Origin of the sequence: Streptomyces sp. NPDC060049, assembly GCF_042736715.1 — a bacterium.
In the GTDB taxonomy this organism is placed as follows: Bacteria; Actinomycetota; Actinomycetes; order Streptomycetales; family Streptomycetaceae; genus Streptomyces.
Genome location: NZ_JBHWVV010000016.1, coordinates 137,642 through 161,025, shown reverse-complemented (window position 1 = coordinate 161,025; position 23,384 = coordinate 137,642). Strand labels below are relative to the sequence as shown.

The 23,384-nt window shown below is 69.7% G+C and carries 21 protein-coding genes and 6 pseudogenes; 12 read left to right on the top strand and 15 right to left on the bottom strand.

The genetic code is table 11. The annotated features are described in order from the left end of the window. Positions 1 to 312 precede the first annotated feature (312 nt). The 8 genes and pseudogenes from ACFWBY_RS27725 to ACFWBY_RS27690 all read right to left on the bottom strand — a co-directional run bounded on the left by ACFWBY_RS27725 (position 313) and on the right by ACFWBY_RS27690 (position 6,233). A complete protein-coding gene (locus ACFWBY_RS27725; RefSeq protein WP_385334605.1) occupies positions 313 to 741 on the bottom strand; it encodes a GNAT family N-acetyltransferase in 429 nt (142 codons plus the stop codon). A gap of 423 nt (positions 742 to 1,164) precedes the next feature. Next, positions 1,165 to 1,731: a CAP domain-containing protein gene (locus ACFWBY_RS27720; RefSeq protein ID WP_266601831.1), complete on the bottom strand. Its 567-nt coding sequence runs from the start codon at positions 1,729 to 1,731 to the stop codon at positions 1,165 to 1,167. 937 nt (positions 1,732 to 2,668) lie between these two features. Further along, positions 2,669 to 3,137: pseudogene (locus ACFWBY_RS27715) on the bottom strand (transposase); the annotation flags it as partial. Positions 3,138 to 3,178: 41 nt separating this feature from the next. Beyond that, positions 3,179 to 3,433 carry a transposase gene (locus ACFWBY_RS27710; RefSeq protein ID WP_385334603.1) on the bottom strand — a complete coding sequence of 85 codons (255 nt, stop codon included), beginning with the start codon at positions 3,431 to 3,433 and terminating at the stop codon, positions 3,179 to 3,181. 78 nt (positions 3,434 to 3,511) lie between these two features. Then, on the bottom strand, positions 3,512 to 3,928 hold the full coding sequence (locus ACFWBY_RS27705) for a DUF5958 family protein (RefSeq protein ID WP_385334601.1): 417 nt from the start codon (positions 3,926 to 3,928) through the stop codon (positions 3,512 to 3,514). A gap of 78 nt (positions 3,929 to 4,006) precedes the next feature. Beyond that, positions 4,007 to 4,585: an SMI1/KNR4 family protein gene (locus ACFWBY_RS27700; RefSeq protein ID WP_385334599.1), complete on the bottom strand. Its 579-nt coding sequence runs from the start codon at positions 4,583 to 4,585 to the stop codon at positions 4,007 to 4,009. Between the two features lie 835 nt (positions 4,586 to 5,420). Beyond that, complete coding sequence (locus ACFWBY_RS27695) at positions 5,421 to 5,627, bottom strand: hypothetical protein (RefSeq protein WP_385334598.1); 207 nt, start codon at positions 5,625 to 5,627, stop codon at positions 5,421 to 5,423. Positions 5,628 to 6,002: 375 nt separating this feature from the next. Continuing rightward, positions 6,003 to 6,233, bottom strand: coding sequence for a hypothetical protein (locus ACFWBY_RS27690; RefSeq protein ID WP_385334596.1), 231 nt, complete (start codon positions 6,231 to 6,233; stop codon positions 6,003 to 6,005). Between the two features lie 28 nt (positions 6,234 to 6,261). On the opposite strand from ACFWBY_RS27690, the pseudogene ACFWBY_RS27685 reads away from it, so the two are divergent. Further along, positions 6,262 to 6,571 (top strand): annotated as a pseudogene (locus ACFWBY_RS27685) (transposase); the annotation flags it as partial. Positions 6,572 to 6,661: 90 nt separating this feature from the next. Here ACFWBY_RS27685 and ACFWBY_RS27680 read toward each other — a convergent pair. Continuing rightward, positions 6,662 to 7,018: a DUF6924 domain-containing protein gene (locus tag ACFWBY_RS27680; RefSeq protein WP_385334594.1), complete on the bottom strand. Its 357-nt coding sequence runs from the start codon at positions 7,016 to 7,018 to the stop codon at positions 6,662 to 6,664. Positions 7,019 to 7,087: 69 nt separating this feature from the next. On the opposite strand from ACFWBY_RS27680, the gene ACFWBY_RS27675 reads away from it, so the two are divergent. The 4 genes and pseudogenes from ACFWBY_RS27675 to ACFWBY_RS27660 all read left to right on the top strand — a co-directional run bounded on the left by ACFWBY_RS27675 (position 7,088) and on the right by ACFWBY_RS27660 (position 10,519). Next, positions 7,088 to 7,528 (top strand): hypothetical protein, encoded by a 441-nt coding sequence (locus ACFWBY_RS27675; RefSeq protein WP_385334592.1) that lies wholly within the window; start codon positions 7,088 to 7,090, stop codon positions 7,526 to 7,528. A gap of 191 nt (positions 7,529 to 7,719) precedes the next feature. Continuing rightward, positions 7,720 to 9,786 carry a tetratricopeptide repeat protein gene (locus ACFWBY_RS27670; protein ID WP_385334590.1) on the top strand — a complete coding sequence of 689 codons (2,067 nt, stop codon included), beginning with the start codon at positions 7,720 to 7,722 and terminating at the stop codon, positions 9,784 to 9,786. A 73-nt stretch (positions 9,787 to 9,859) separates the two neighbouring features. Then, positions 9,860 to 9,970, top strand: a pseudogene (locus ACFWBY_RS27665) (transposase); the annotation flags it as partial. After that, a pseudogene (locus ACFWBY_RS27660) lies at positions 9,968 to 10,519 on the top strand (transposase). The pseudogenes ACFWBY_RS27665 and ACFWBY_RS27660, both read left to right, overlap by 3 nt. A gap of 10 nt (positions 10,520 to 10,529) precedes the next feature. Here the strand turns inward: ACFWBY_RS27660 and ACFWBY_RS27655 are convergent. Both ACFWBY_RS27655 and lanKC read right to left on the bottom strand, forming a co-directional pair. Further along, positions 10,530 to 10,934 carry an FKBP-type peptidyl-prolyl cis-trans isomerase gene (locus ACFWBY_RS27655; RefSeq protein WP_385334588.1) on the bottom strand — a complete coding sequence of 135 codons (405 nt, stop codon included), beginning with the start codon at positions 10,932 to 10,934 and terminating at the stop codon, positions 10,530 to 10,532. Positions 10,935 to 11,455: 521 nt separating this feature from the next. After that, entirely contained in the window at positions 11,456 to 14,053 is a 2,598-nt protein-coding gene (gene lanKC, locus ACFWBY_RS27650) for a class III lanthionine synthetase LanKC (RefSeq protein WP_385334586.1), read from the bottom strand. A 1,058-nt stretch (positions 14,054 to 15,111) separates the two neighbouring features. Here lanKC and ACFWBY_RS27645 point away from each other — a divergent pair. The 5 genes and pseudogenes from ACFWBY_RS27645 (at position 15,112) to ACFWBY_RS27625 (ending at position 19,775) form a co-directional block, all read left to right on the top strand. Further along, entirely contained in the window at positions 15,112 to 15,981 is an 870-nt protein-coding gene (locus tag ACFWBY_RS27645; protein WP_385334584.1) for a hypothetical protein, read from the top strand. A 66-nt stretch (positions 15,982 to 16,047) separates the two neighbouring features. Further along, positions 16,048 to 16,863 (top strand): SAM-dependent methyltransferase, encoded by an 816-nt coding sequence (locus ACFWBY_RS27640; RefSeq protein WP_385334582.1) that lies wholly within the window; start codon positions 16,048 to 16,050, stop codon positions 16,861 to 16,863. 127 nt (positions 16,864 to 16,990) lie between these two features. Beyond that, a pseudogene (locus tag ACFWBY_RS27635) lies at positions 16,991 to 17,395 on the top strand (helicase); the annotation flags it as partial. A 125-nt stretch (positions 17,396 to 17,520) separates the two neighbouring features. Next, complete coding sequence (locus ACFWBY_RS27630; RefSeq protein ID WP_385334580.1) at positions 17,521 to 18,510, top strand: hypothetical protein; 990 nt, start codon at positions 17,521 to 17,523, stop codon at positions 18,508 to 18,510. Positions 18,511 to 18,722: 212 nt separating this feature from the next. Beyond that, positions 18,723 to 19,775, top strand: a complete 1,053-nt coding sequence (locus ACFWBY_RS27625) for a serine hydrolase domain-containing protein (protein ID WP_385334578.1) — start codon at positions 18,723 to 18,725, stop codon at positions 19,773 to 19,775. A gap of 99 nt (positions 19,776 to 19,874) precedes the next feature. Here ACFWBY_RS27625 and ACFWBY_RS27620 read toward each other — a convergent pair. The 3 genes and pseudogenes from ACFWBY_RS27620 to ACFWBY_RS27610 form a co-directional block, all read right to left on the bottom strand. Then, positions 19,875 to 20,060, bottom strand: a pseudogene (locus tag ACFWBY_RS27620) (transposase); the annotation flags it as partial. Positions 20,061 to 20,178: 118 nt separating this feature from the next. Next, positions 20,179 to 20,574 carry an ATP-binding protein gene (locus tag ACFWBY_RS27615; protein WP_385334576.1) on the bottom strand — a complete coding sequence of 132 codons (396 nt, stop codon included), beginning with the start codon at positions 20,572 to 20,574 and terminating at the stop codon, positions 20,179 to 20,181. Positions 20,575 to 20,877: 303 nt separating this feature from the next. Next, positions 20,878 to 21,351, bottom strand: coding sequence for an SPW repeat protein (locus tag ACFWBY_RS27610; RefSeq protein ID WP_385334574.1), 474 nt, complete (start codon positions 21,349 to 21,351; stop codon positions 20,878 to 20,880). 149 nt (positions 21,352 to 21,500) lie between these two features. Between ACFWBY_RS27610 and ACFWBY_RS27605 the strand changes: the two genes are divergently transcribed. Continuing rightward, positions 21,501 to 21,977, top strand: coding sequence for a hypothetical protein (locus tag ACFWBY_RS27605; RefSeq protein ID WP_385334572.1), 477 nt, complete (start codon positions 21,501 to 21,503; stop codon positions 21,975 to 21,977). A gap of 161 nt (positions 21,978 to 22,138) precedes the next feature. Here the strand turns inward: ACFWBY_RS27605 and ACFWBY_RS27600 are convergent, their stop codons facing one another. After that, entirely contained in the window at positions 22,139 to 22,978 is an 840-nt protein-coding gene (locus ACFWBY_RS27600) for an ATP-dependent DNA ligase (protein ID WP_385334570.1), read from the bottom strand. A 3-nt stretch (positions 22,979 to 22,981) separates the two neighbouring features. On the opposite strand from ACFWBY_RS27600, the gene ACFWBY_RS27595 reads away from it, so the two are divergent. Beyond that, on the top strand, positions 22,982 to 23,242 hold the full coding sequence (locus ACFWBY_RS27595) for a hypothetical protein (RefSeq protein ID WP_385334568.1): 261 nt from the start codon (positions 22,982 to 22,984) through the stop codon (positions 23,240 to 23,242). Positions 23,243 to 23,384 lie beyond the last annotated feature (142 nt).

Here is a 23,384-nt window from a genome sequence, read left to right as displayed (position 1 = left end):
GAGGCAGGTTCACCGGTGAAACGGCACTGCACCGCGCCCCCAGCCGGGTCCATGTCACCGGCGGCGAGACCACCCCGCTCTGCCTGCGGCTCCCCGGCTGCAGCGCACGGACGGCCTCGATGCCGTCGGCAGTCAGGAACAGGGTGCCGGCCGAGGCGACGTCCAGGAGTTGGGCGTAGCCCGGGAGGTCACGCCGGGCGGTACCGGCCTTCCAGCAGCTGCTCGACGTCGCGGGCGATACGGCCCGCCGCCCTCCGGGCGGACGGCCGTCAACGGGAACCACCTAAACAAAACCTGCTCGGCTGGCCGCGTTCAGCGTGCTGTTGTCCGCGTGTTCCATTGATCCGCAGTCATCCGCCATACGACGTCGATCCCCACTTCGCCAGGAGCGACGGGCCCTTCCGGTGCTTGTGAGCGTTCGATCTCGATGAAGCCCAAGCGGCGGGCAACGGCTCCGCTGGCCGGGTTGGCAGCATCGTGATGGATCTCCAGATGGTCGACGCCCGCCATTCGGAAGCCCTGACGGACAAGAGCCGCCGTGGCCATCGTGGCCAGACCCCGTCCAGTCGACTGAGGGTGAAGCCAGTAGCCGATGTCGAGGCCGCCCGCACCGATGCGGCGATTGAGGCTGCAACTGCCGATCACCGCAGCGTCAGACGTGATCGCATAGTGGAAGCCTTGTCTGGCCTCCCACTCTTCCTGGCTTCCAGGCGAGGAAGTCGACGGTTGACTGTCTGCCATGGCCGGCTGCCCACGGCATCCACGGCATCAGATGGTCCAGAGACTCACAGATCGCCTGTTCAAGGGCGTCGAGATCGCTCATGCGCCACCGGCGCAGTTCAACCAGGTCAGAACTGAGACTTACGGCAGGCTCTTCCATGCACCAGATGCTCTCGCAGCTGAGCGGGTGCCGACAGCGAATTATCAGCTGCCCATGGCTCAAGCAGCCACGATCGAACTCGTCAACCGAGAGTGCTACGGAGCGGGGGCGAATTCCCTCGCAAAGCACCTAATCGCACACGCAGGCGACATCAAATCTCATTGACTTGGATCTTCGATCTGCCGCCGCAGTGCCATCCGTCGCCATCGACAAACGCCTCCCGAAAGGAGGACATAGCCAACATACGGGCCTACCAGTCTTCCGAGGCCGTAGACCCCACCGGTTCACTGCTGGCAGCGCCCGAAGGTCACGACGTAAGTTCCGGCCTGGCTCGCGCCGGCCCCGGCCGGGTCAGCCGAACCCGGCTGGGCCCAGGCGCCGATCTCTCGCATCGACGGGTCGAGGATGATCTGGCGGTGCCCCCACGTGCTTACGTTCATCCACCAGTTGACCGCGGCATTCGGGGTCCCCGAGCCGCCCCAGCCGGTGTACGTGATCTCGGCGACGGCCCATGACCTGGGGTTCGGGCAATAGCCTGCAGCTTTGATCCGGCTCTGCGGTGTCGAACCGGTCTGCGGGTTGCGGTGCGAATCCTTACCCGGTCCCCACCACTTCAGCTGCACGGCGGCGGCGGAGTGCTGCTGCGCCGCAGTTGTCAGTGCCTGGTTCGTGGTGAGGGCGGGCAGACCCCTCTGCGTGCGCTGGTTGTTGATGAGGCATACCAGTGCGTTCCGTACGGCGCTGTCGTTGCTGCTGTTCGGGGCTCGGGCAGCGGCCGCCGCGTCGCACGCGACGGCTGTCGCCGGTGCTGCCGATACCGGTACCAGTGCGGCCGACAGGACTCCGGCCACAGCGAGACTCCGTGCGGTTCTGATGAACAAAGTGTGCCTGCTCAAGGAGGTCCACCTCCCGCGAACACGAACAGTGGTTTCCAGCAGTGGAGGCGCCACGTCTCGCAAGTGGCGGCACGTGGCACGGCCCGCCGCTACGGTTTCTCTTCCAGACTGCCAGCCGACGCGCCGACCCGCCATCCAGGCCGGGCAGACGTACCGGCGCGCTCGCCGGCAAGCCCGAGGGGCCGCGGCGGGAACTGTCGTCCCTGCTGGATTCGCCGGACCCTCGTTTCGAGGAGTGCACGATCCAGGACGTCAGAGCCTTGACCCCGGATTTTGAATACGTCTATGCGGCTTGGGCCAGGGTAGTTGCTGCAGGTTGGAGGTCGTTTTCGTAGGCGATCGGGGACCGCTGACCTAATACTCCAGTCCGACTTCGTGATTTAGGTGTCTGGGTAGCTGCTGAGCCGCCGTTGGTAGTGGCAGCGTCTGGCCTGTTCTTGGTGGAGTCTGCGCCAGATTGACCAGCTCAGAAGACTGTGCAGAGGTGCGGTCGGCCGTCGGAACAGCGTGCCGACGAGGCGACGTATCTCCGGGATGGTCAGGTCAATCGGGCCGCTGCTGCGGGCAGGACGGTTCGGGTCGGCGCTTCGGCCGGGCTTCGCGCTGACCGTAACGGCTGCGAGGAAGGCCAGCGCGAGCATGGCAGGGTGATGTGGCGATGCCAGGAGGTCCAGTGGCGTACCTGGTAGTGGTCCAAGTCGACCTGGCCTTTGGCGGCTTGGAAGCACTCCTCGATGCACCACCTGGTCCCGGCGGCGCGGACCAACGCAGACAGGGCTACCGCGCCCGGCGACCAGCACAGGTAGAAGGCGAGTTCGCCGGTGGCGGGCTTGCGGCGCATCAGCAGGCACCGGTTCATGTCGGCTCCGGTCTGTATCCAGGCCCAGTCGTGCTAGCGCGGGCCTTTCGCTGCGGCGCCGGCGCTTTGCCGGTGCCATGCATCCCCGGGCAGAGAGGCGGCCACGGCATCGGCCTGTACCACGGTGCGGTCCTGGTTGATCCGCACCCTGGTGGTGCGGGCGACGGCCAGGAGGTAGCCGACCCTGCGTGTTTCCAGGCCGGAGCGAAGGTGCGGGTCCTGGCCGTAGACCTCGTCCCCTGTCACCCAGGAGGAGGTGCACCCGGCGTCCAGAGCCGCCTCGATCATCCGCAGGGCCAGGCGGGGCTTGGTCGATACTCGACGTGCCCGGGAACGCCGGAACCCGAGCGACGCTCGCCGTCCTGGCACCAGGCGCGCTCGGGCAGGTAGAGGCGACGGTCGATCAGCGCCCGTCCCTGTGCGGACGCGCAGGCAAGGAACACCCCGACCTGGGCATTCTCGATGCGCCCCGCGGTCCGGTGTACTGCCGCTGCACGCCCGCAGAATGGAGTCCCTTCTTCAAGAACCCCGACTCGTCCACGATCAACACCCCTTCACCGCCGAGACTGGCAGCACGTAGGCGCGGACATCGTCGCGTATCTCCTCGGCATCCCAGCGTGCGTTTCGCAGCAGCCGCTGCATCGCGCCGGGGCGGGAATGGCCAGCCTCCTCAGCCAACTGCCAGCAGTTCTTGCGCTCGACGCCGGACAGCAATCCGAGCACGAAAGCCCGCGCTGTCGCCCTCGGCTCGACCCGCCGGAATCGGCCTGCAGTGCGGGCCATGGCCTGGTCGAACATCGCCCGTCAACGAGCGGGGTCTACGCTATGGCCCGCGGCCATTGCACCATCATCAGAAGTCCACACAACCTTTGCTGATCACGCGGTGGCCGCTCCCGAATCGGTTCCACCCGCCAACTGGTGCCAGGCATGACCACACCAGTCGGCGCAGAACCGCTCCCGGCGACGCTTGTCCGCCACCCCCAGCAGCGCGACCAACAGCCGAAATGACTTCACACGCTCGTCCTGCGGCAGATTAATGATCTTTTCCAGCTGCACGTTCAGCTGCCCACGCGTGATCAGTACCGCTGGGGTATAAGTCGGCCGAAGGCCGGCGCGTCGCACGCTCTCAGGCCCGTCCTCCTCCGTTGCGCGGGCTTGCATGCAGTGTCCGCGCAGCGCCCGCAGAACCTCGAACTGGATATCAGCCGGCAGAGCTTCGAACCACTCGACACCCTGCTCGATCGGACGCAACTCCTGCGCGAGCATATTCAGCATGACCGTGCGCTCGTCCATCTGTCTCCCTCTGCGATTCGGCCGAGGCGAGTCGCCCCCATGGGCCATCGAACCAGATCGCAAAGTATGACTGGAGCACTAGAGCGTGTCCCCTTGGTTGGGTGGTGCAGGTGTGAAATCAAACTGCTGATCGGTGCGCTCGAGCCAACTCCGGTACCAGTACGCAAAGTCGTGCCCAGTCGACACAATCCTGCCATCCATCGGTCTCAGGTCCTCCCAGATGGCACCTCGGTGCGGGCCCGTCATCACCATCAGCGACGCATAGCCGCATCCCTGCTCGCTGAGAAACACCGCGCCCGCCTCCTGAACGTCATACACCTCCTCGTAGCGCGCATCCCAGGCCGCGTACGCGCGACGGAACGCATCATCGGCCGCAAAGGCCTCCTTCGCAGGCTCCTGCGTCTCAAGCACGGCGAGCTCCCGCTGCAGCGCCTCGGCCACGAAGGGCCGTCCGGCGAACTCGGCGGTAGTGGGCTGGGCGGCGTAACGAAGCCCGATACCGAGCCACTGCCACCCACCGTCGCCCAAGACCGGTGTCAGCAGAGCGTAGTAAGGGCCAGCTCCCCTGCCCCCGACACGGAGCAGAAGACTCCGATACTGCTCAGGCAGACCGACGCCCCGGTCCGCCTCCAGCGCCCGGAGCTGCTCCTCGCCCATCACCGGACCAGGGCGAAAAACCATGCCCCCCGCGCCCCGAAAACCTTGTCTGCCCTGGGGTGTTCGGCAAGCCGGAGCACCCGCTCCCGGACTCCCGCCCACGTGTCCTCACTCATGGGCACACGCTAGTGAGTAACGCACCGCACCGGCACGAAATTTTCCCGCGGGTGGGCGCGGTGACGAGTGGCGAGGGTGACGTAGCGGTACCAGCCACGAGGCCGGCGCACTCGCACGCCCCCCATCACATCCCAGCCCACGCCAACCCGACCTGCACCAAAACGACCAGCCAAACAGCAAACATGACAGCACCAAATCGGCACCCCGTGTCAGCGCGAACCCACCCCTACCTGGAAGGACAACACCCCAACCAGTGTCAGAAGCCCACCGAACCCCACCGACAAAACCCCGCAGATCATCAGCCAGACGCAGCCGCGCTCTGATGTCACGTCACCGGCCGGAGCTGGGTGGGGACCGGCCCCACCCTAAATCCAAAGCCCGGCTTTGGATTTCCCCGAGCCGTCCCGGGGGCCGCAACGCCCCGCTGGGGACCCATCAGACACCCACCCAACCGAGGGGGTCGAAAGGCGCTGCGCGGTAACCTGGTTCTGTTCACGTCGCCGTCGCAGAGCAGCGTTTCTACAGCAGTTCGAGAGGCAGGGCCCGCGCCGGATGTCTACGACTTCGCCGTCTGGGAGACGCCGCTGACGCTGCCGCCCTGGCCAACGCGCTCCTCGAACAGCCCGACGACGGGGCCGCCCTGGACTGCCTGGCCAGCCTCGGCCCGAACTCGATGTCGGCGGTCGCGTGTCTGATACTGGGCGTTACCGGCTGCGGCTTAGTCATCCTCGTTTGCGGCGAACAGGTCCTTCGCCACTGTCGCGAGGCGCGTGTCAATTGACGTCTGTTCGCACGCCTTGGTTATCCCATCCATGAACTGATCGATGGTACTCAAATCGGGGTCCACGTCCCCCTCGGTGCCGTCCGCAGCCATCGCCTTGCGCAATAACCACTCGGCGCCGAGGAATCGGTCCTCGACATCCATATAGGTGAACCAGGTAGCGCAGGATCGCGCCCCGTAGGCCGCATGATCAGCCGTCCTGGACTTCGTGGAGTCGTCCTCGCTACATCCCACAGCGAGAACCAGAAATAATACCCCAACTACCGCGCTACCAACCTTCACCCTTACCCCCTTTTAGCAGGCACTGATGCAGTGCAAGGCCTCCCCCCTCGGGCAGGCCCCCAACGGTACCTCTCGGTCCTGACGACAGGTCAGGCCCGACGCACAGACTGTTGCTGTCGTCTCAGCTCCGAAAGGGCAGCGTGTAGGTCACGCCCTCAGCTTGGCATTTGACCTCTGGCGTCGGCCGTTGAACTGGACTGGGCAGACCCCGTTGGAGTCCGTCCTTCCCAGCTCGTGTCAGCCGTCCTGCGCCTCCTGCTCGGCGGCTTCGGCTCTTGAAAGGCGCCACCACATGGTCTCCGCCTCACTACGAGCCCTCTCCTGAAGCTCCGGCGTCCGGCCGGAGCGATCCGCGGCAGCCTCGGAGGCTTCGGTCCAGGCACGCAGGACTTCGATCGGACGCTGATGCCCGCAGTCGACCTCGTTGCCCGAACGGTCGTAGACGGTTGCCTCGTAGCCGGTGTTCACCCACACGCTGGCGCCTTACCGCGACGCCGCCCGCGAACTCCTCTGGCGCCTATGCCTCACCCAGCCGCAGATCACCCAGGTCTGGGCGGACTCCGCCTACGCCGGCCAGCTCGTCGACTGGGCTCGCAACTTCCTCAACATCACCCTGCGAACCGTCTCCCGGCCCAAGGAAACGAAGGGGTTTGTCGTCCTTCCCCGGCACGGGCGCGTTGAGCGGACCATCGGCTGGATCATGAACGTACGCCGCAACGCGTGAGACTGCGAGCGCCTGCCCCAGCACAGTGAAGCGCACCTGAACTGGTCACTCATCACCCTCATGACCAGGCGACTCGCCCGCAAGCCCCGCCCGGTGGACCAAGAAGATCCCAGTAGCCGACGGCGGAGCCTGACCCGGCCAGACGCTTCGGCAAAGACCGGCACAAGGTGCCTCAGAACGATGAGTACACCTGATCGGGGGCCTCGTGAGCTGCTGCCGCGAACTCCTCGAAGTCCATGTTGGCAATCGACAGGTTCGCGTGAATGTCGTGGACTCCGGCCGGGGTCGTGCGGAACTCGCTTCCCTGTGCGTGTACGCGGACGTCACCCGGAAACCTGACGAGGGCGGAAACGTACGCCTGCTCCGAGGAGGGGATGGAAGAGGAGGAAGCCAGGGTCCTGCGGTGACGTCCCCCTCCCCCTGACGAGACCGAGTACCGGCCGCGGCCACCCCGCCGAAAGGACAACGGAGTAGCACGTCGGATCGGCGCAGAGGCAGCCCGGGCAGCCGCGGCGGGGCATGTTTTCACAGAGTCCTTACGAGCGTTCCGGGGCGGCGGTACCGTCGCAGGACCGAAGGCGCGAGCGAGGGGGCGGGGATGCTGGAAGCGGCGTTGGCGGCACTGGCCGCAGCAGGCGGCACTGCAGTGGTGCAGGCCGCGGGCACCGACGCGTGGAACGGGTTGCGGTCTAGAGTGGCCCGGCTGCTGGGCCAGGGTGACCAGACGCGCGAGTACGTGGAGCTGGAGCGTCTGGACCAGACGGCCACCGAACTGCAGGCTCTGGAACCAGCAGAGGCGGAACGGATGCGGATCCGGCAGGAGGCGTCCTGGCAGGCCCGCTTCGAGGCGCTGCTGGAGAGTGTGAGGGACGCGGAGGAACGCGCCCGCCTTGTCGAGGGGCTGCGCGACTTGGTTGCCGAGCAGAGCGCGCACACGGGCGGCAGGGATGCCGTCACGGGCAACACCTTCCACGGCCCCACCGCGATCCAGATCGGGAACGCCAACCGGCAGGACAACCATTTCGGGACCGGACCCTGAACAGTCCTGCCGGCAACCCCGCGCACGGATCCGGGAGCGTCGGGAACACCTTCCACGGCCCGACCGCGAACCAGTACGGCGACCGCAACACGCAGAACAACTACTTCTCCCCCACGCGACCACCAGCCGTCTGGCCGCACCAGGTCGGCGTCATCCCGCCCCGGGCGCAGTCCTTCCAGCACCGCTCTCAGGTGCAGCGGCTGCGGGCCGCGGTGGAGGGCGGGGGCACGGCGGTGCTGTGCCAGGTCCTGACCGGGATGGGCGGGGTGGGTAAGACCCAGCTCGCCGCCGACTACGCACACACCGCCTGGGAGAGTGGCGAACTGGACGTACTGGTCTGGATCACGGCGAGCAATCGCACCGCCATCGTGAGCGCATACGCGCAAGCCGGCGTCGAGCTCTGCCAGGCCGATCCCACCGACCCGGAGCAAGCTGCGAAATCCTTCCGCGCCTGGCTCACGTCCAAGGCCCAAGCAGTGATGTGCCGGTGGCTGATCGTCCTGGACGATGTCGCCGATCCCGCCGATCTGCACGGCCTGTGGCCACCTGCCGGCCCGCACGGCCGCACGCTCGTCACCACCCGCCGCCGCGAGGCCGCCCTCACCGGGGAAGACCGCCGCCGGATCGATGTCGGCCTGTTCACCGAGGTCGAAGCCGCGGCCTACCTCACCGCCTCCCTGGCAGCGCACGGCCGCCAGGAACCCGCCGACCAGCTCACCGCCCTGGCATCCGACCTCGGACACCTCCCCCTGGCCCTCTCCCAGGCCGCCGCCTACACCGTCGATACCGGCCTTGCCTGCGCCGCCTACCGCCGCCGCCTGGCTGACCGCGCCGGGAAACTCGCCCAGCTCCTGCCCGAGGCCGGTGCGCTGCCCGACGACCAGGCCGCAACCGTGGCCGCAGCCTGGACCCTGTCCATCGAACGCGCCGACCAGCTCCACCCCGCCGGCCTGGCTCGACCCATGCTCCAACTGGCCGCTCTGCTCGACCCCAACGGCATCCCGCGCACCGTTTTGACCAGCGAACCCGCCCTCGTCCACCTCACCGAAGACCGCACAGAAAACGACAACGGCCCGGAGCAGGGCCTACGAAGGCGATGGCTCTGGCAGCGGAAACGCGATCGAGAGCCCGTACAGGTGAGCGTTAACGATGCGGAAGGTGCGCTCCGGGCCCTGCATCGCCTGAGTCTGGTCGAGGACACCTCGGACGGCCTGAACCCCACCGTACGCGTCCATCAGCTCATCCAACGCGCCACCCGCGACACGCTCACGCCGGATCAGCACGACCGGTTTGCGCGTACCGCCGCGGACGCCCTCCTGGCCGCATGGCCCGACATCCCAAGCGACACCAACCTCGCCCAGACCCTCCGAGCCAACACCACCGCCCTCACCAGCCACGCAGAAGACGCCCTGTACCGGCCCAACGCCCATCCGGCGCTGTACCGCACCGGCAGAAGCCTCGGCGAAACCGGCCAGGCCACCGCCGCCCGCGACTACTACCACCATCTCACCCAGGCAGCCCACCACCGCCTCAGCCCGGACCACCCCGACATCCTCACCGCCCGGAACAACCTCGCCTGGTGGCGGGGGGAGGTGGGGGATGCGGCCGGCGCGGCCGCCGCATACACCGAGCTGTTGTCGGACCGGTTGCGCGTGCTGGGCCCGGACCACCCCGACACCCTCAGCACGCGGGGTGATCTCGCCTGGTGGCGGGGGGAGGTAGGGGATGTGGCCGGCGCGGCCGCCGCATACACCGAGCTGTTGTCGGACCGGTTGCGCGTGCTGGGCCCGGACCACCCCGACACCCTCAGCACGCGGGGCGATCTCGCCTGGTGTCGGGGGAAGGTGGGGGATGTGGCCGGCGCCGCCGCCGCCTGTACCGAGCTGTTGTCGGACCGGTTGCACGTGCTGGGCCCGGACCACCCCGACACCCTCAGCACGCGGAGCAATCTTGGCCACTGGCGGGGGAAGGCAGGGGATGGGGCCGGCGCCGCCGCCGCATACATGAAGCTGCTGGAGGACGAGTTGCGGGTGCTGGGCCCGGACCACCCCGGCACCCTCACCACCCGGAACAACCTCGCCTGGTGGCGAGGGGAGGTAGGGGATGCGGCCGGCGCCGCCGCCGCATATACCGAGCTGCTGGCGGACCGCTCGCGGGTGCTGGGCCCGGACCACCCCGACACCCTCACCACCCGGAACAACCTCGTCCGGTGGCGGGGGGAGGCGGGGGAAGAAGACGGTCCGGGCGTCGACTACTGAGCTTGAAGTCGTCTTGTCGTAGGGGTGACGGTTGGTGATCGTCGCGGTATGCCGGAGGTATGAGGTATGAGGTATGAGGTATCCGCAGGGTGGGGGTCTGACCGCGGAGAGGCAAGCCTTCCGTGAACGGGTCCGGATGGTAGCGGTCGGTATGTTCGCCGATGGGCGGGGCAGCACCGTGATGGCCAAGGAGTTACGGGTCAGCGTCCGGTCGGTTCAGCGGTGGCGGCGGGCCATCCGGGTCCGCGGCCATTCCCAAGCGCCGCTTCTCCATCGCGGCCCTGTGCTGCTACAAGCCCGGTGAACCCTCCCGCCTGATCTACCGGCCCAAACGGCATACCGACCACAGGAACGGCGGTCGCAAGAGCTTCGCCTGGACCGAGTACGGCGACCTGCTCATTGCCGCTCATCAGCAGCTCGGCGGCCCGATCGTCCTCATCTGGGACAACCTCAACGCCACAAAGACCGGCGCATGCGGGACTTCATCGATGCCCAGGACTGGGTCACCGCCTACCACCTGCCGCCCTACGCACCTGACCTGAACCCCGTGGAAGGCATCTGGAAGGTCCTTCGCCGGACCAGTCAGGCCAACACCGCCTTCAGCGATCCCGAACACCTCATCCACCGGCTACGGCACGGCCTCCGCCAGATCCAGTACCGCAGCGAAGTCATCGACGGATGCCTCACCGCGACCGGCCCCACGCAGACGACACCACACCTTCAACCTCAATAACAAAGCACTACTATGAGTTGCTCCACCCTGCTGTGCTGGAATACGAGTCGAGCAGGTCGACCACGAAAACCAGGGTCGAGCCCGGCGGGATCAACGGTGAGGGCGACTGATTGCCGTAGCCGAGACGCGGGGGAACGATGATCTCGCGCCGACCGCCTACCTTCATCCCCCTCACCCCCCGGTCCCAGCCCTTGATGACCTTGCCGCTGCCCAGGGCGAACTTGTACGGCTGGCCCCGGTCCCAGGAGGCATCGAACTCCTTCCCGGACGCGAAGGTCACTCCGACGTAGTGGACCCTGACCACCATGCCCGGCTTCACCTCGGCCCCGTCCCCGACGACCAGGTCCCGGACGGTCAGCTCGGTAGGAGCGTCACCGTCCGGAACGTCGACCTCGGGCTTCGTCAGTTCGCTCATTGCCGCCTCATCACTCTCCGTCGGAAGCCCTCGCATGGACCAGCCGGACACATGGACACTCCATGCAGCAGATGGTCACGCTACCGGGAATGCCGATCTCCGGAGCGCACCAAAGCACGAGAAGAGACGAGGCGCGGAGGGCAGCCGGCGCACTACGAGACATCTCGACCGAACGTCGGACTTCGCAGGCACGACACCCCGATTGTCGTCCGGCGGCCGACGGCCGTCGGGCAGGTGAGTGCGTAGGGCCGGGACCGGTGGTAGGGCCACCGGTCCCGGCGTCTGAGGGTGCGGGCTCGTTACATCGGGTCGGGGAAGATGTCGCTCATGCTCCAGGCGACGCTGAAGCAGGGGAAGGCATAGACCTCCGGCTCGGTGTCCAGTGACTGGAGCGCGAGGATCTGGCTCATGGATGCTCACCACCTTTCTTTTCGGGGTTGTGTCGGTTGGCACCTGCATACCTGGGCACGGAGTTGTTCGCCGCCGTGCCCAGGCGATCATGGGACGCCCGCCCGGCGCCCTCAGCCGGCCGTCGGGATCCGGGGAGGCGGTGGGTGGGGCTCTGTCAGGAGCGGGCCGGACAGCAGGCGGTGGAGGGCCAGCAGGACACCGGCCCCGCCACTGGACAGGTCGGCGGTGAACCGTTGCGAACCCGCCCCGAGGAAGCGGACACCGCGCCGGTACGGGACGGCGTACTTCAGCAAGCCGGTTGCGGCGCGCACGGCGTCCCTGCGGGCGGCGTCAGTGCCGGTGAGCTCGGCGTGGCCGTTCAGGAACCAGGTCAGTCCGGCCAGCCCCCGGTACAGGCCCGCCTCCTTCGTGGCGCAGGAGACCCGGATGCCGGCGACCAGCCTCGGCAGCGCCGCGGCGCAGCGCTCGTCCGGCGCGGTGGCCACGTAGCGGGTGAGCGCTGCCGCGACGCCGGCCGCGCCCGTGGCCAGGTACGGCATGGCACGGGTGAGCCGCGCGTTGTCGGAGATGGACAGGGCGCCGTCGTCCAGCGGAAAGGTCCGGTCCAGCTCCTGGTGGAGCAGCAGGCGGCCCGCCTCCAGGTAGCGGGCCTCGTCGGTGTCGAGGGCCAGGCGGTGAAGGAAGAAAGCGAGCCCCGAGCGGCCGTGGAGCAGGCCGCGGGCGTCGTGCTCGCCGAGGGTGGCCGGCAGGTCGGGGGTGCGCAGCAGGCCTTCCCCCGCCGCGGCGGCCCGCTCCAGGTGGCTGCTCTCCCCGGTCAGCCGGTGCAGGGCGAGCCAGCCCAGGCCGACCCCGGCCCGCCCGCCGGCCAGCGTGTTACAGGAGGCGGTGAGCGGGTGGTCGTCGGCGTCCCGGAGCAGGTCGGCGGCCTCGTCCAACAGGCCGATGCCGGCCAGTACCCGGGCGATGCCGGCCGAGCCGACGAGCAGCCCGGGGGGCAGCGCGTCGCGCTGCGCCAGCGTCTCGCGGCGCAGCCGTTCGCGGATCTCCTCCGGCACCGCGACCCCGGCGCGGTGCAGGGCGTGCACCACCCCGGCCGTGCCGTACGCCAGGCACACGTTGTTGGTCCGGAACGCCTCGGGCGAGGGCGGGAAGGCCCAGTCCGGCCGGTCGGCGTCGGCCGTCTCCAGCAGCCCCGCGGCCACCTCCTCGGCCAGCCGGGTGAGGCAGCCGCGCGGGTCGGCGTCCAACTCGGCGGCGGAGGGCAGGCGGTCGGGACCGTCCTGGTCCTGCGCCTGGTCGTCCGTCAGGTGGAAGGCGGTGGCCCGCTGCCACAGGTCCTGCGGCGGAGCCACGTCGGCCAGGTCGCGGCGCAGCAGTGCGAGGTTGGCGGGCGCGTGTTCGGCGATCTCGTTGAACGGCGCCAGGAAGGCGAGCGCGACTGCCGACATGCCGTACCGGTCCTGCAGCAGTGGGTCGGTGTCGGCGCGGAGCAGTCCGGGCGGCGGTGTGAACCCCGGGGTGCCCATGCCGGAGGGTGCCGCGGACAGTGCCGAGGCCGCCTCGAAATCCACCAGCCGGACTTCGCCCGACGGCGTGACCATGACATTGCCCAGGCTGAGGTCGCCGAACCGGTAGCCGGTGGCGTGCAGCCGCTCCAGCGAAGCGTCCAGCGCGGCCAACAGGCGCCGGCACGCCTCGTAGTACGCGGCGACGGACTCGGCCGTGCGGTCGGCGCGGGCCAGCGGTGAAGACCGGCTCAGCCAGCCCACCAGCGGCTGCCCGGCGACGTACTCGGTGACGAGGAAGTCGTTCTCCCACTCCGTGAAGTGGTCCAGCGGCTCCGGGCCCACCCCGGGTACGGCCGCGTGTAGCTCGCGCAGCACGCGGTACTCGTGCCGCAGCCGCTGCTGCGCGTCGGCCCCGTCGAAGACCAGGCCGTTGTGGGCGCGGGCCTCCTTGACGAAGACGGTGCGGCCGGTCCGCCGGTCCCGGGCCTGGTAAGTGCCGCCGGCGTTGCTCAGGCGCACCGCGCGGGTCACCTCGTAGTCGCGGATCAGGATCGGGCCCGTGTGCGGCTGCTCCTCCTGCTCGACGAAGGGGTCCGCGATCCCCGCGGGCAGGTGGAAGGCGGGCAGCCGCAGGTCCACGACCTCGCGGCCGGAGCCGTCGCGGACCAGCCCCTCCCGGGTGCCGTCGGCCCGCAGCCGGCTGCGGGCACCGAAGGAGCCGTAGCGGTAGTGGACCGTCCGCGAGTCGCGAAAGCGTCGGTCGGTGAGGACGTACGGCCCCTCCTCCCCGTCGAGCGCGTCGCGCAGGCGTTCCAGCAGCCGGCGGGCGGTCGCCGTGTCCGGCGGGTAGACGGCGCAGAACTTGCCCGCCTGGGCCCGCCCGGCATGTTTGTGATGGAGGAACAGGAAGAAGAGCCGGGCGCTCAGGTGCTTGAACGGCACGCCTTCGGAGAAGCAGATCCCTGCGACCGTGTCGAGCACGTGCTGCGCCCGGTCCATCCGCGCCGACACGTGGATCTTCCAGCCCTGCTCGGCGCTTCCGGTCCGCGGACTGCCCCAGGCCGTCCAGATGCCCTGGGCGGCGCCGCGCAGGCCCGGCGGGACCTCGCCGGGAGCGAAGCGCGGCCCGGGGTCGGCCACGCTGGGCAGCGGCAGGTAGTACTCCCGGTCCGCGAGCGCTTCGCCGAATCCTTCGAGCACGAAATCTCCTCGCAGGGTGGTACCGGGCGGCCACAACGGCCGTGCCGGACGTTGGGACCGGCAGGTACGGAAACGGTTCGCCGGCGGCACGCGACCGGTATCACGCGGGATCGCCCTCGTCGTTGATGTCGGGCGCGTGCTCAGGGGCACGTCGAAGTTTCGCCGTGGGCGGTCGAGCGCTGGTGGTGTGCCGGGCATCACCGACCCGGACGGGCAGGCACGGGTGCTGGTCGGGGTGGTCGGGGCGGTAGCCGCGGCTGGTGACCCTGGGCGGGCCGAGGAGATCACCCGCCCTGGTGACCCTGGGCGGGCCGAGGAGATCGCCCGCACCATCACCGACCCGGACCGGCAGGCGGGGGCGCTGACCGAGGTGGGGAAGGTAATCGGTCTACCGCGGGCTGGTCTCTTGTGGGGCACGGCATTCGCGCTGGGGTCGTGGCTGAGGCCTCTGCCGGTGTTGGCAAGTCTTCACCCGGCTCCTCTCACGGGTAGCGCCTACCCTGCCTCTTCCACGAAACCCCTCCGGGCGGCGGTTCCCCTGACCGGCCGGGCATTCGTCTCGCGCATCCCGTCGGCCGGCGGGCCGCGGTGGAACTGCGCGTCCGAAAAATGCCGGGGCGAATGTCGCCCCGGCCGTCACGTTCTTCCGTCGCGGCGGGTCAGCGTAGTGGAACAGCACTGAAGCGCCCGTACGAGGGAGAAGCCATGACCGAATCGATGCTCGTCACCGGAGGCACCGGACTGCTCGCGATCCACGTCGTGCCCTGGCTGAACGCGCGGGCCGGGGCGTGCGCGTCCTGAGTCGGCGCGGCCACGGGCCCCTGGAGGAAGTCACGTACACGGCCGGGTACCTGATGACCGGCGAGGGCCTCGACGCGGCTGTCGACGGCGCCGGGACCGCCGTGCACCTGGCCACGGTGCACGGGAGGACTTCCCCGCCGAACGCTCGGCCGCCCGAACCGCACCACGAGCCGCCGGCCCGCCGTTCCACCGGCCCGCCGCTCCGGCATGCCCTCTCCCCCCCTCCTACTGGTCGTCCACCTCCGAAAGAGCCCACGATGCGCTCGTTCTCCCGACTGCCCCTGACTGCCGCCTTGGCAGCCCTCCTGATCGCCGCCCCCGCGCACGCGGCCTCCGCCTCCTCGGGAGCCCACCGGTGGACCGCCGGCTGGGCCACGGCCGTACAGAACCCCTCCCAGAGCTGGTACCCGCCCTGGGCGGAGGCGGGCTTCCAGCAGCAGGCCGTTCGGCCGACCGTACGTGTTGGCGCGGGCGGCTCCGAGCTGCGCGTACGCCTGTCCCACGCCTTCGGAACGACCCCGCTCCAGCTGACCGGCACGACCGTCGCCATATCTGCCGGGGGAGCCACCGTCCAGCCCGGGACCGTCCGCACGCTGACTTTCGACGGGTCCGCCTCCCCCTCGATCCGACCCGGGGACCGACCCGCCAGCGACCCGGTCCGGCTGCCGGTCAAGGCGGGTGACCGGCTCGCCGTCACCCTGTTCTTCAACGGTTCCTCGGGCTCGGCCACTTTCCACAACGTGGCCATGGAAACCACGTACCGGGCTGACGGCGACCACCGCGCGGACGTGGGCGCGGACGTGGGCGCGGACGCGTTCACGCGGAACAGCTCGTCCTGGTACTTCCTCGAAGGCGTGGCCGTGGCCGGGAAGGCGGCGGGAGCGCGGCGCGACGCTCCGCCGGGCAAGAGCCTGGAGAGCGGGGCTCCCGCCGAGACCCGCGCCGCGCTCAACCAGTGGAGCCGCACCACTGGCGCGTACGACGCCGTAGTGGACTTCGGCCGCGTCCTCGCCAACCCGCTGAACCCCGGACAGCTGCTCCCCGCATACGCCGGCGGGGACGGCCTCCACCCGAACGACGCCGGGTACCGGGCGATGGCGGACGCCGTGTACCTGGACTCCCTGTAAGCCGACTCACCGAGCGGCCCCACTTTCCGTACCCCACCGGCCCACCGACCAGAGGACACCACACCCGTGACCACACCCATGACCACACCCACCGAGCACTACGACCGGCTGCTCGCCGCGCACTACACCTGGATGCTCGGCGACGACATCCACGCGAACGCCGCGGACCAGGCCGAACTCATCCGCGGGCTGGGCATACAGCCCGAGGCCCACGGGGACGTAGCCATCGACCTCGGGTCCGGGCCGGGCCCGCAGACCCTGGCCCTGGCGCACCTCGGCTTCTCCCGCGTGACCGCCGTGGACACCAGCCGGGCCCTGCTCGACGAACTCATCGGACACGCCGGGACCGCGGGCGTCGCGGACGCCGTGCGCACCGTGCACGCGGACCTCCTCGACGCACTCCCCCGCGTGGCAGGACCCGCCACCGCAGCCGCGATCGTGTGCATGGGCGACACCCTGACCCACCTGCCCGGACCCGCGGACGTCAGCGCCCTGCTGGACGGCATAGCGCACGCCCTGCGCCCCGGCGGACACGTGGTCGTCACCTACCGCGACCTCACCGGGGAGCTCGGCGGCACCGCCCGGTTCATCCCCGTACGCTCCACCGAGGACCGGCTGCTCACCTGCTTCCTGGAGTACGTCGACGAGGACACGGTCGTGGTCCACGACCTGCTCCACACCCGCTCGGAGGGGGAATGGCACCTCCAGGTCGGCAGCTACCCCAAACTGCGGCTGACCGCGGACTGGCTGGCCGACGAAGCGCGGCGCGCCGGGCTCGACGTCCGGCACGCCGCAGCGGGCCCGCGGGGCATGCGGGTACTCCACGCGGTCAAACCGGCCGCGGTCAAACCGGACGGGGAGATGGAAGCTCCTCGCGGGTAGTCCGTGCGGTGACGGATCATCAAGCGGCGAGCCCTTCGACGGCGGGCGGCAAAGCCAGGACGATCCGTATGCCTGGGTACGGCGCACCCAGGCATACGGGTGGGGCGCGGCCCAGCATCGACGCCACGGCCACCGCGTGCACCGGGCGTTCCTCGCCTCCGTGCGCGTTCTCGGGGATGGCGTGGACATCACCGGCGAGCGGGGCGTCGAGGCCGTCTGCTTCGCCGACACCCGTGGCTCACAAGTCGAGATCGTCCAGAACATCGGCCGCGCGCTCCGCCTCAACCGCGACGGCACCACCAAGGTCGCCCGCATCATCGTGCCCGTGTTCCTGGAGGCCGGCGAGGACCCGACCGACATGGTCGCCAGCGCCTCGTTCCGCCCTCTCGTAGCGGTCCTCCAAGGACTCCGCAGTCATGATGAGCGCCTGGTCGAGCAGCTCGCCCCCCGCGCCCTCACCCACGGGCAGCGCACAATCCACATCCAGCGCGACGAAGACGGACGGATCGTCGGCGCCAGCGTCCAGGGCGACATATGGGGTGGTCCGCAGGGTGGAGGGGTGAGTCAGACCAGCGGCGGAGAGGGATGCGCCTGGGGGCTGATGCGGCGGGGTGCGCGGGCCCCGGAGCATGGGCATCCCCATCGGAGGGAGACGTGGTGGAGCGCTGGGACCGGATCGGGCGTGCGGCAGCGTACGGGGCGGCGGCGGCCCTCGTGCCGTATCTGGTGATCAAGGTGTCGTGGGTGATCGGTTCGTTACTGGGGCTGTTGCCGGTCGGGCGGGGGTTCAGCCTGGGCGGGTGGCTGGTGCTCAACACCGTCACGATCGGTATGGCTGCGGCCGGGATCACGCTGGGGCTGGCGCTGGTGCGGCCGTGGGGGATGCGGATCCCCGGCTGGCTGGTGGGATTCTTCGCCTGGGTCGGGTCGGGGTTCCTGGTGTCGATCCTGCCGTTCGTGGTCGTCAGCGCGCTGGTGAACTCTGGGGCGGGAAGTTCGAAAGGCTCAGGTAGCTCGGGGAGTGGCGAGGCGATGCCGGGCTGGGAAGCGGTGCTGCTCCAGTGCAGCTTCGTGGGTACCGGGATCGCGCTGGCCATCGCGCTTCCCGCCTATCTGTGGCGGCGCTGGCCTCACGCGCTGCGCCGGCCGGAGCCACCCAGCACGCGCACCTCCTCAGGACCGCTGTGGCCCGCCGTGAGCGGCGCCGTGACCGGCATGGCCTGGCTCTACTGGGCGGCCGGTGGCTCCCTGGGCATCGCGCACCGCGATGAGCGGCCGGCCAGCTGGTACGTACTGGTTGGGGTCAGCGCGTGCTGGGCTCTCGCCGCGGCCGCCGCCGTTCTGGCTCTCGTCCGGCGCCGGTCGACCCGGCTGCCGTATCCGCTCCTGCTTGCGCTGGCGTGGCTGGGATCGGGCTCGATGTTCGCGTGGAGCGGTTGGAGGCTGCCGGCCACGGTGTACGTGGCGCTGACGCATCCGAGCGACGTCAGCTACCCGGAGAACGTCGCGGTCGCCGTGGCGCTGCACGTCACGGCCGTGCTGACCGGGGCGGGGATTATGGGGACGCTGGTACGCGGCGACCGCGGGCGGGTGAGCGTGGCCGACAGCGCCCAGCAGTCCGCCGAGCGGGTGGGCCGTCGCCCGTGAACCCGGCTGTCCAGGAAGCCCTTTCACCAGGAGCACCTCGATTGTGGTCTGTGTGACCACGCGAAGGGACGTGGCTCACCCTTCCCCCGTCGCGTCCTCCCCCCGGCGCAGAAGGCAGTGCATCGGCCTCCTGCTCAGGTCGCAGTGCCGCGGACCGGAATTCATCATTAGGGCGCACGGGCCGACGGCCGGACGCCGCGATGATTTCGGTCATGGATCAAGAACTCGGCACCCTCGTCCAGCAGACCGCCGACCAGCTGGCCGACCGTCGCGTCGGCGTGGTGGTGGCCGCCCTCGCGGGAGACCACGTAGAGATCAGAGGTGCGGGCAGCACCGGCGGAGACCACGCTCATGTACCGGGGTCCGACACCCTGTTCGAGATCGGGTCGGTGACCAAGGCGTTCACTGCCCTGGCCCTGGCACGGCTGACCGTGACCGGCGAAGCAGACCTGGACGAACCGCTGAGCGACCTGCTGCCCGAAGGGACGGCCGTACCGTCACGCGACGGCGAGCAGATCACCCTGCGGCACCTCGCCACCCACACCTCCGGCCTGCCCCGGCTGCCCAGAGGCATGCTGCTCCCAGCCCTGCTGCGTCCCACCAAGCCGGACCCGTACGCCCACTGCAGCACCGAGTGGCTCCTGTCAGGGCTGGCCCGGACCCGCCTGGGAGCTGCACCGGGCGCGCGGTTCCGTTACTCCAACCTCGGAAGCGGACTGCTGGGACTGGCCCTGGCCCGCCGGGCCGGCACCGACTACGAAACCCTCGTGACCCGCACGGTCTGTACCCCCTTGGGCATGGAGGACACCGTGGTGAGCGTGGACGCCGCACGCGCGCAACGCTCGGCCCGGGGCCACGACCGCCGCGGACGGCCCACCCCGCCCTGGCACCTCGCCGACCTGACCGGAGCCGGCGGCCTGCGGTCGACCGCGACCGACCTGGTGGCCTTCGTCCGGGCCCAACTGGACGGCGGCCCCGAGCCCCTCGCGGACCCGATCCGCCTGAGCCGGGAGGTCGAGTACCGCAAGAGCGCCTTCGCCTGGGTGCACCTTGGCTGGATGGCCCACCGCCTCCACCCCCGACAGGGCGCCCACCTCCAGATCTGGCACAACGGCGGCACCGGCGGATTCTCCTCCTTCGTGAGCTTCGACCCGGAGAACCGGCTGGGGGTCATCGCCCTCGGCAACACTCCGCGCCCGGTCGACCGGCCCGCCTTCGACCTCCTACGCACCCTGCAGGCACAGCACGCGTCCGCGCCGCACTGACTGGGCAGCTCGCCCGCCCACTTGCGGGTCTGTCAAACGAACGGTGCAACCGGAGTGGTTGGGGTTACCGGCGGGCTGTGGAGAGGCGGCCGTCGAAGGGACGTCGAAGGCGTTCAGGGCCGTCTTCCAGCGCATGGTCCAGCGGGCCTGGCCTTTGCCGGTGGGGTCCAGCGACACTATCGCCGTGTAGACGCACTTCAAGGCCGCAGTCTCGTTGGGGAAGTGTCCGCGGGCCTTGACGGCCCGCCGGATCCTGGCGTTCACCGATTCGATCGCGTTCGTGGTGTGGACCTCACCGATCCCCGCTTCGTGGAATGGCGCGGCACCGGCCCCGAAGCGTGGGACCCGTCACGCTGAGGGGTTGCCGCGGCCGACGGCAGCCGCGCGGGCCGGTGGCGGCCGGCTACCAGGGGAGCTCCGCGCAGATGGTCTTGCCGCCTTCCGGGACCGGTTTGATGCGGATGTGGGTGGCGAGTCGCTTGATCATGAACCATCCCCACCCGCCGGCTCCGTCCGTGCTGGGGGTCCGCGGCCGGGGAAGTTGTGGGCTGTGGTCGGCGACGCACACGTCGATGGAGCCGTCGAGGAGTTCCAGGTGCAGGGCGCAGGGGCCGACGGTGTGCCGGATCGCGTTGGCGACGAGCTCGCCCACCACCAGGAGCACGTTGTCCGTGCTCTCGTCCGTGGCCGGGGCCCGCAGGCGGGTGGCCCGGGTAAGGAAGGCACGGGTGGCGTCACGCGCTGCCGCGCCGGGTCGATTCACGCGGGACAGCGGCTGATCCAGGACGGCCGTACTCACCTCCTTCTCCTCCTTCCGCCCAGCGGGCTTGTATGTCGCGCATGCCCCGCTACGCGAGCCGAAACCCGGGCGGGCCCAGCCGCGTGAAGTCCGGGAACATGAGGGTCAGCCGCGATGCGCCTACGGCGACGTACCTGACGGGTGCCGGTAGATGCTGCCCCCGGTCGATGGAGGTGTCGGCGCTGGTCTCCGCGACGAGGTCGGACCGGACGAGGGTGGTGTCGAGAACATCGCGCGTGCCCCAGGCCGAGACGACGGCGGGAGCCCGCGCCGCGCGTTGGAGGTGAGCAGCCGCGCAAGGATTCAGTGAGTGCCGGGCATAGGGCGGCGTGTGCCGGGACCGTGGCGGTGGGCGTCGTTGTCGCGGGCCGCGGAGGCGGCCACGAGGGCGAGGAGGGTGGCGATGATGCCGGTGATGAGGTTGCTGGTGATCGAGCGGGTGTGGGCGACGTCCCCGGCGACGACCCAAGGGGCGACGCAGGTCCAGATGCCGATGGCGGCCGCGGCCCAGGCCATGGAGTGGGTGCGCTCGTAGGAATTGCCGAGTCCGCCGAGCAGGAGCATGTAGGCGATGCCGGCGATGAGGTTGGTAACGGCGAGGGTGGTGAAGCCGTTGAAGCCGACGATCCACGGCGACGCGGCGAGGTAGAGCCCGGTGAGCAGAGCGAGTGCCTCGACCATTTGGGCTCGCGGGGTCGCGGCCGCGCGGTCGTGTCGGGCGCGCAGGTCCATCAGGTCCGGGTGCTCTTCGATGGGCGCGCGGTGGGTTGACGCCATGATGACCTCCAGAGAAGGAGTGGTTATCCGCACAACCCCTACCCCTAAAACCGACATAAATGGATGTAGAGGTAGACAAGTGGGGCGGGGTTTGGTGTCGAAATGGTCAAGGTCCGCGTTTGGAGCGGCATGGCGGGCACGGGAAAGGCATGTCCGGAGTCCACGCACGGCCCAAGAACCCGTTCGCACGGCCCGCCCACGCGACCGCGGCGGCTTCGCCTCATGCCGGGCGCGGACGGCGCGCAGGTTTCGGCACACGGCTGCGGCGCAGGATCCGCGCCCATCGCGACATCGACATCCTGTCCTCCTACATCCCGGGCGACGAAGGCGGGGCCGGCGCCGGGAAGTGCCTGCTCCTGGTCCGTGTCCGCAAGGTCGTCGGGCAGATCCACTACCGGGTCTGCACCACCTGCGGGGAAGGCGTGATCACCACTGTCGACATCGAGGAGCTTTACCACTTCAGCAGGCCACGCCTCCACACCCGCGCCCTCTCCCACCTGCGGTTCCGCCACCCGGACGTCACCTGGCAGAACATGACGAGCGAGCACAGCACACGCAGCCTCCTGTACCGCCTGAGCCACTCCGCTCCTGCGCCCAGCAGCAGGTGCGTGCACACAGCTCGATAGACGTGTCTCAGAGCCGGACGCGGGTGATTGGTAGGTGCGACGAGGGCCCCCGGCCCTCCCTGAGGGGTGACCCGCGCATGACGGCTCTGTCCACCGCCCGGAGGCAGGGCCGTCTCCCTTCACTGCCCAGGCAGCTTTCGCCAGGGCGCTTGGATCTTCGCTCACTCTGCGGCTGCGGCAGCGCCCCCGCCGAACTGCGGCACGTCGTCGACGGTCGCATCCAGTCGCAGACGCACGTACCGGATCGGGTGCCGGTAGACGCCGCCCCGGTCGATCGAGGTGTCGGCGCTGATCTCCCCGACGAGGTCGGGCTCGACGAGGGTGGTGTCGAGGACGTCGCGCGTCCCCCATGCCGAGGAGAACGTCGCGCCGGTCCACGGATGGCCGGGGCCGGCCAGGGTGAGGTACTCGGCGAGCCGGCGGGCCGCGTCGGGGCGCAGCGGTACGGTACGTCCGATGGGGCGGAGGCGGCCGGTCGCATCGTGGCGGCCGAGGACGAGGACTTGGGGGCGTGCGGGGGTGCGGGTGATGGCGCCGATGACCGCTTCAGTGCTGTCTCTGCGTCTGATCTTGGTCCAGGCGCGGGATCCCGGAAGATAGCGCTGGTTCAGCTGCTTTACGACCAGGCCCTCCACGCCGGAGACGTCCGTCCACTCCTCCAGCCGCTCCCGGGCTGTGGCCGGGCCTGTGGTCATCGGGCACAGCATCCACGGTGCGCTCAGCGCGCGGGCCGCGAACATGACCTCGAGCCGCCGCCGGCGCTCGCGGTAGGGCAGGGTCAACAGCTCGGTGCCATCGGCCTGCAAGATGTCGAAGGCGATGATGAACGCCGGACTCGGCCCGGCGAGCGCGGCGGCGGTGCGGCCGCGGGCGGCGGCCCGGCGCTGGAGCGCTTCGAAGGACAGCCGTCCGGCCGCCGTGTCCCAGACGACGACCTCGCCGTCGAGGACCAGGCCTTCGGGGAGTTGCTCGGCGGCTGCGACGGGAGCGGAATCGCCCACCTGATGGCATCGGACGGGTTCGAGCCGCTGGGTTCCATGGCGCCCATGCTGGGGGCTCTGCCTGGCCAGGACGGCCCCTTCGGTCGGCAGCCCGCGCCGGGTGAGGACGACGAAACCGAGATGGACACCGAGGACCTGGGGCCCGTCGCCGCGGTGCCCGCACCCACGGACGGGAGCGGCAGTGACGACGTCGTGGCCCAGCCGCTGGCTCAGGCCCGCAAGGGAGGGGAGGGCGAGAGATCCCGGGCGGTCCGCCCTCGTTAGGCCGACAGCGTGGGCCGCGCCTGGCTCGTTATGCCGATGTGGACGACCAACGAACGGTTCTGGACCAGTGGCCGTACGGGGCAGGGCGGCTGCGCCGCGCGCTGAGGTTCCACATCGAAGCCTCCCTCGCCTGGCGCCTGGG

Bases quoted from the DNA above. Each gene is read 5' to 3' on its own strand.
- ACFWBY_RS27725 (WP_385334605.1), bottom strand. From the start codon at position 741: ATGGCAGACAGTCAACCGTCGACTTCCTCGCCTGGAAGCCAGGAAGAG.
- ACFWBY_RS27710 (WP_385334603.1), bottom strand. From the start codon at position 3,433: ATGTTCGACCAGGCCATGGCCCGCACTGCAGGCCGATTCCGGCGGGTC.
- ACFWBY_RS27705 (WP_385334601.1), bottom strand. From the start codon at position 3,928: ATGGACGAGCGCACGGTCATGCTGAATATGCTCGCGCAGGAGTTGCGT.
- ACFWBY_RS27700 (WP_385334599.1), bottom strand. From the start codon at position 4,585: ATGGGCGAGGAGCAGCTCCGGGCGCTGGAGGCGGACCGGGGCGTCGGT.
- ACFWBY_RS27695 (WP_385334598.1), bottom strand. From the start codon at position 5,627: ATGGATGTCGAGGACCGATTCCTCGGCGCCGAGTGGTTATTGCGCAAG.
- ACFWBY_RS27675 (WP_385334592.1), top strand. From the start codon at position 7,088: ATGCTGGAAGCGGCGTTGGCGGCACTGGCCGCAGCAGGCGGCACTGCA.
- ACFWBY_RS27655 (WP_385334588.1), bottom strand. From the start codon at position 10,934: ATGAGCGAACTGACGAAGCCCGAGGTCGACGTTCCGGACGGTGACGCT.
- ACFWBY_RS27645 (WP_385334584.1), top strand. From the start codon at position 15,112: ATGCGCTCGTTCTCCCGACTGCCCCTGACTGCCGCCTTGGCAGCCCTC.
- ACFWBY_RS27625 (WP_385334578.1), top strand. From the start codon at position 18,723: ATGGATCAAGAACTCGGCACCCTCGTCCAGCAGACCGCCGACCAGCTG.
- ACFWBY_RS27610 (WP_385334574.1), bottom strand. From the start codon at position 21,351: ATGGCGTCAACCCACCGCGCGCCCATCGAAGAGCACCCGGACCTGATG.
- ACFWBY_RS27605 (WP_385334572.1), top strand. From the start codon at position 21,501: ATGTCCGGAGTCCACGCACGGCCCAAGAACCCGTTCGCACGGCCCGCC.
- ACFWBY_RS27595 (WP_385334568.1), top strand. From the start codon at position 22,982: ATGGCATCGGACGGGTTCGAGCCGCTGGGTTCCATGGCGCCCATGCTG.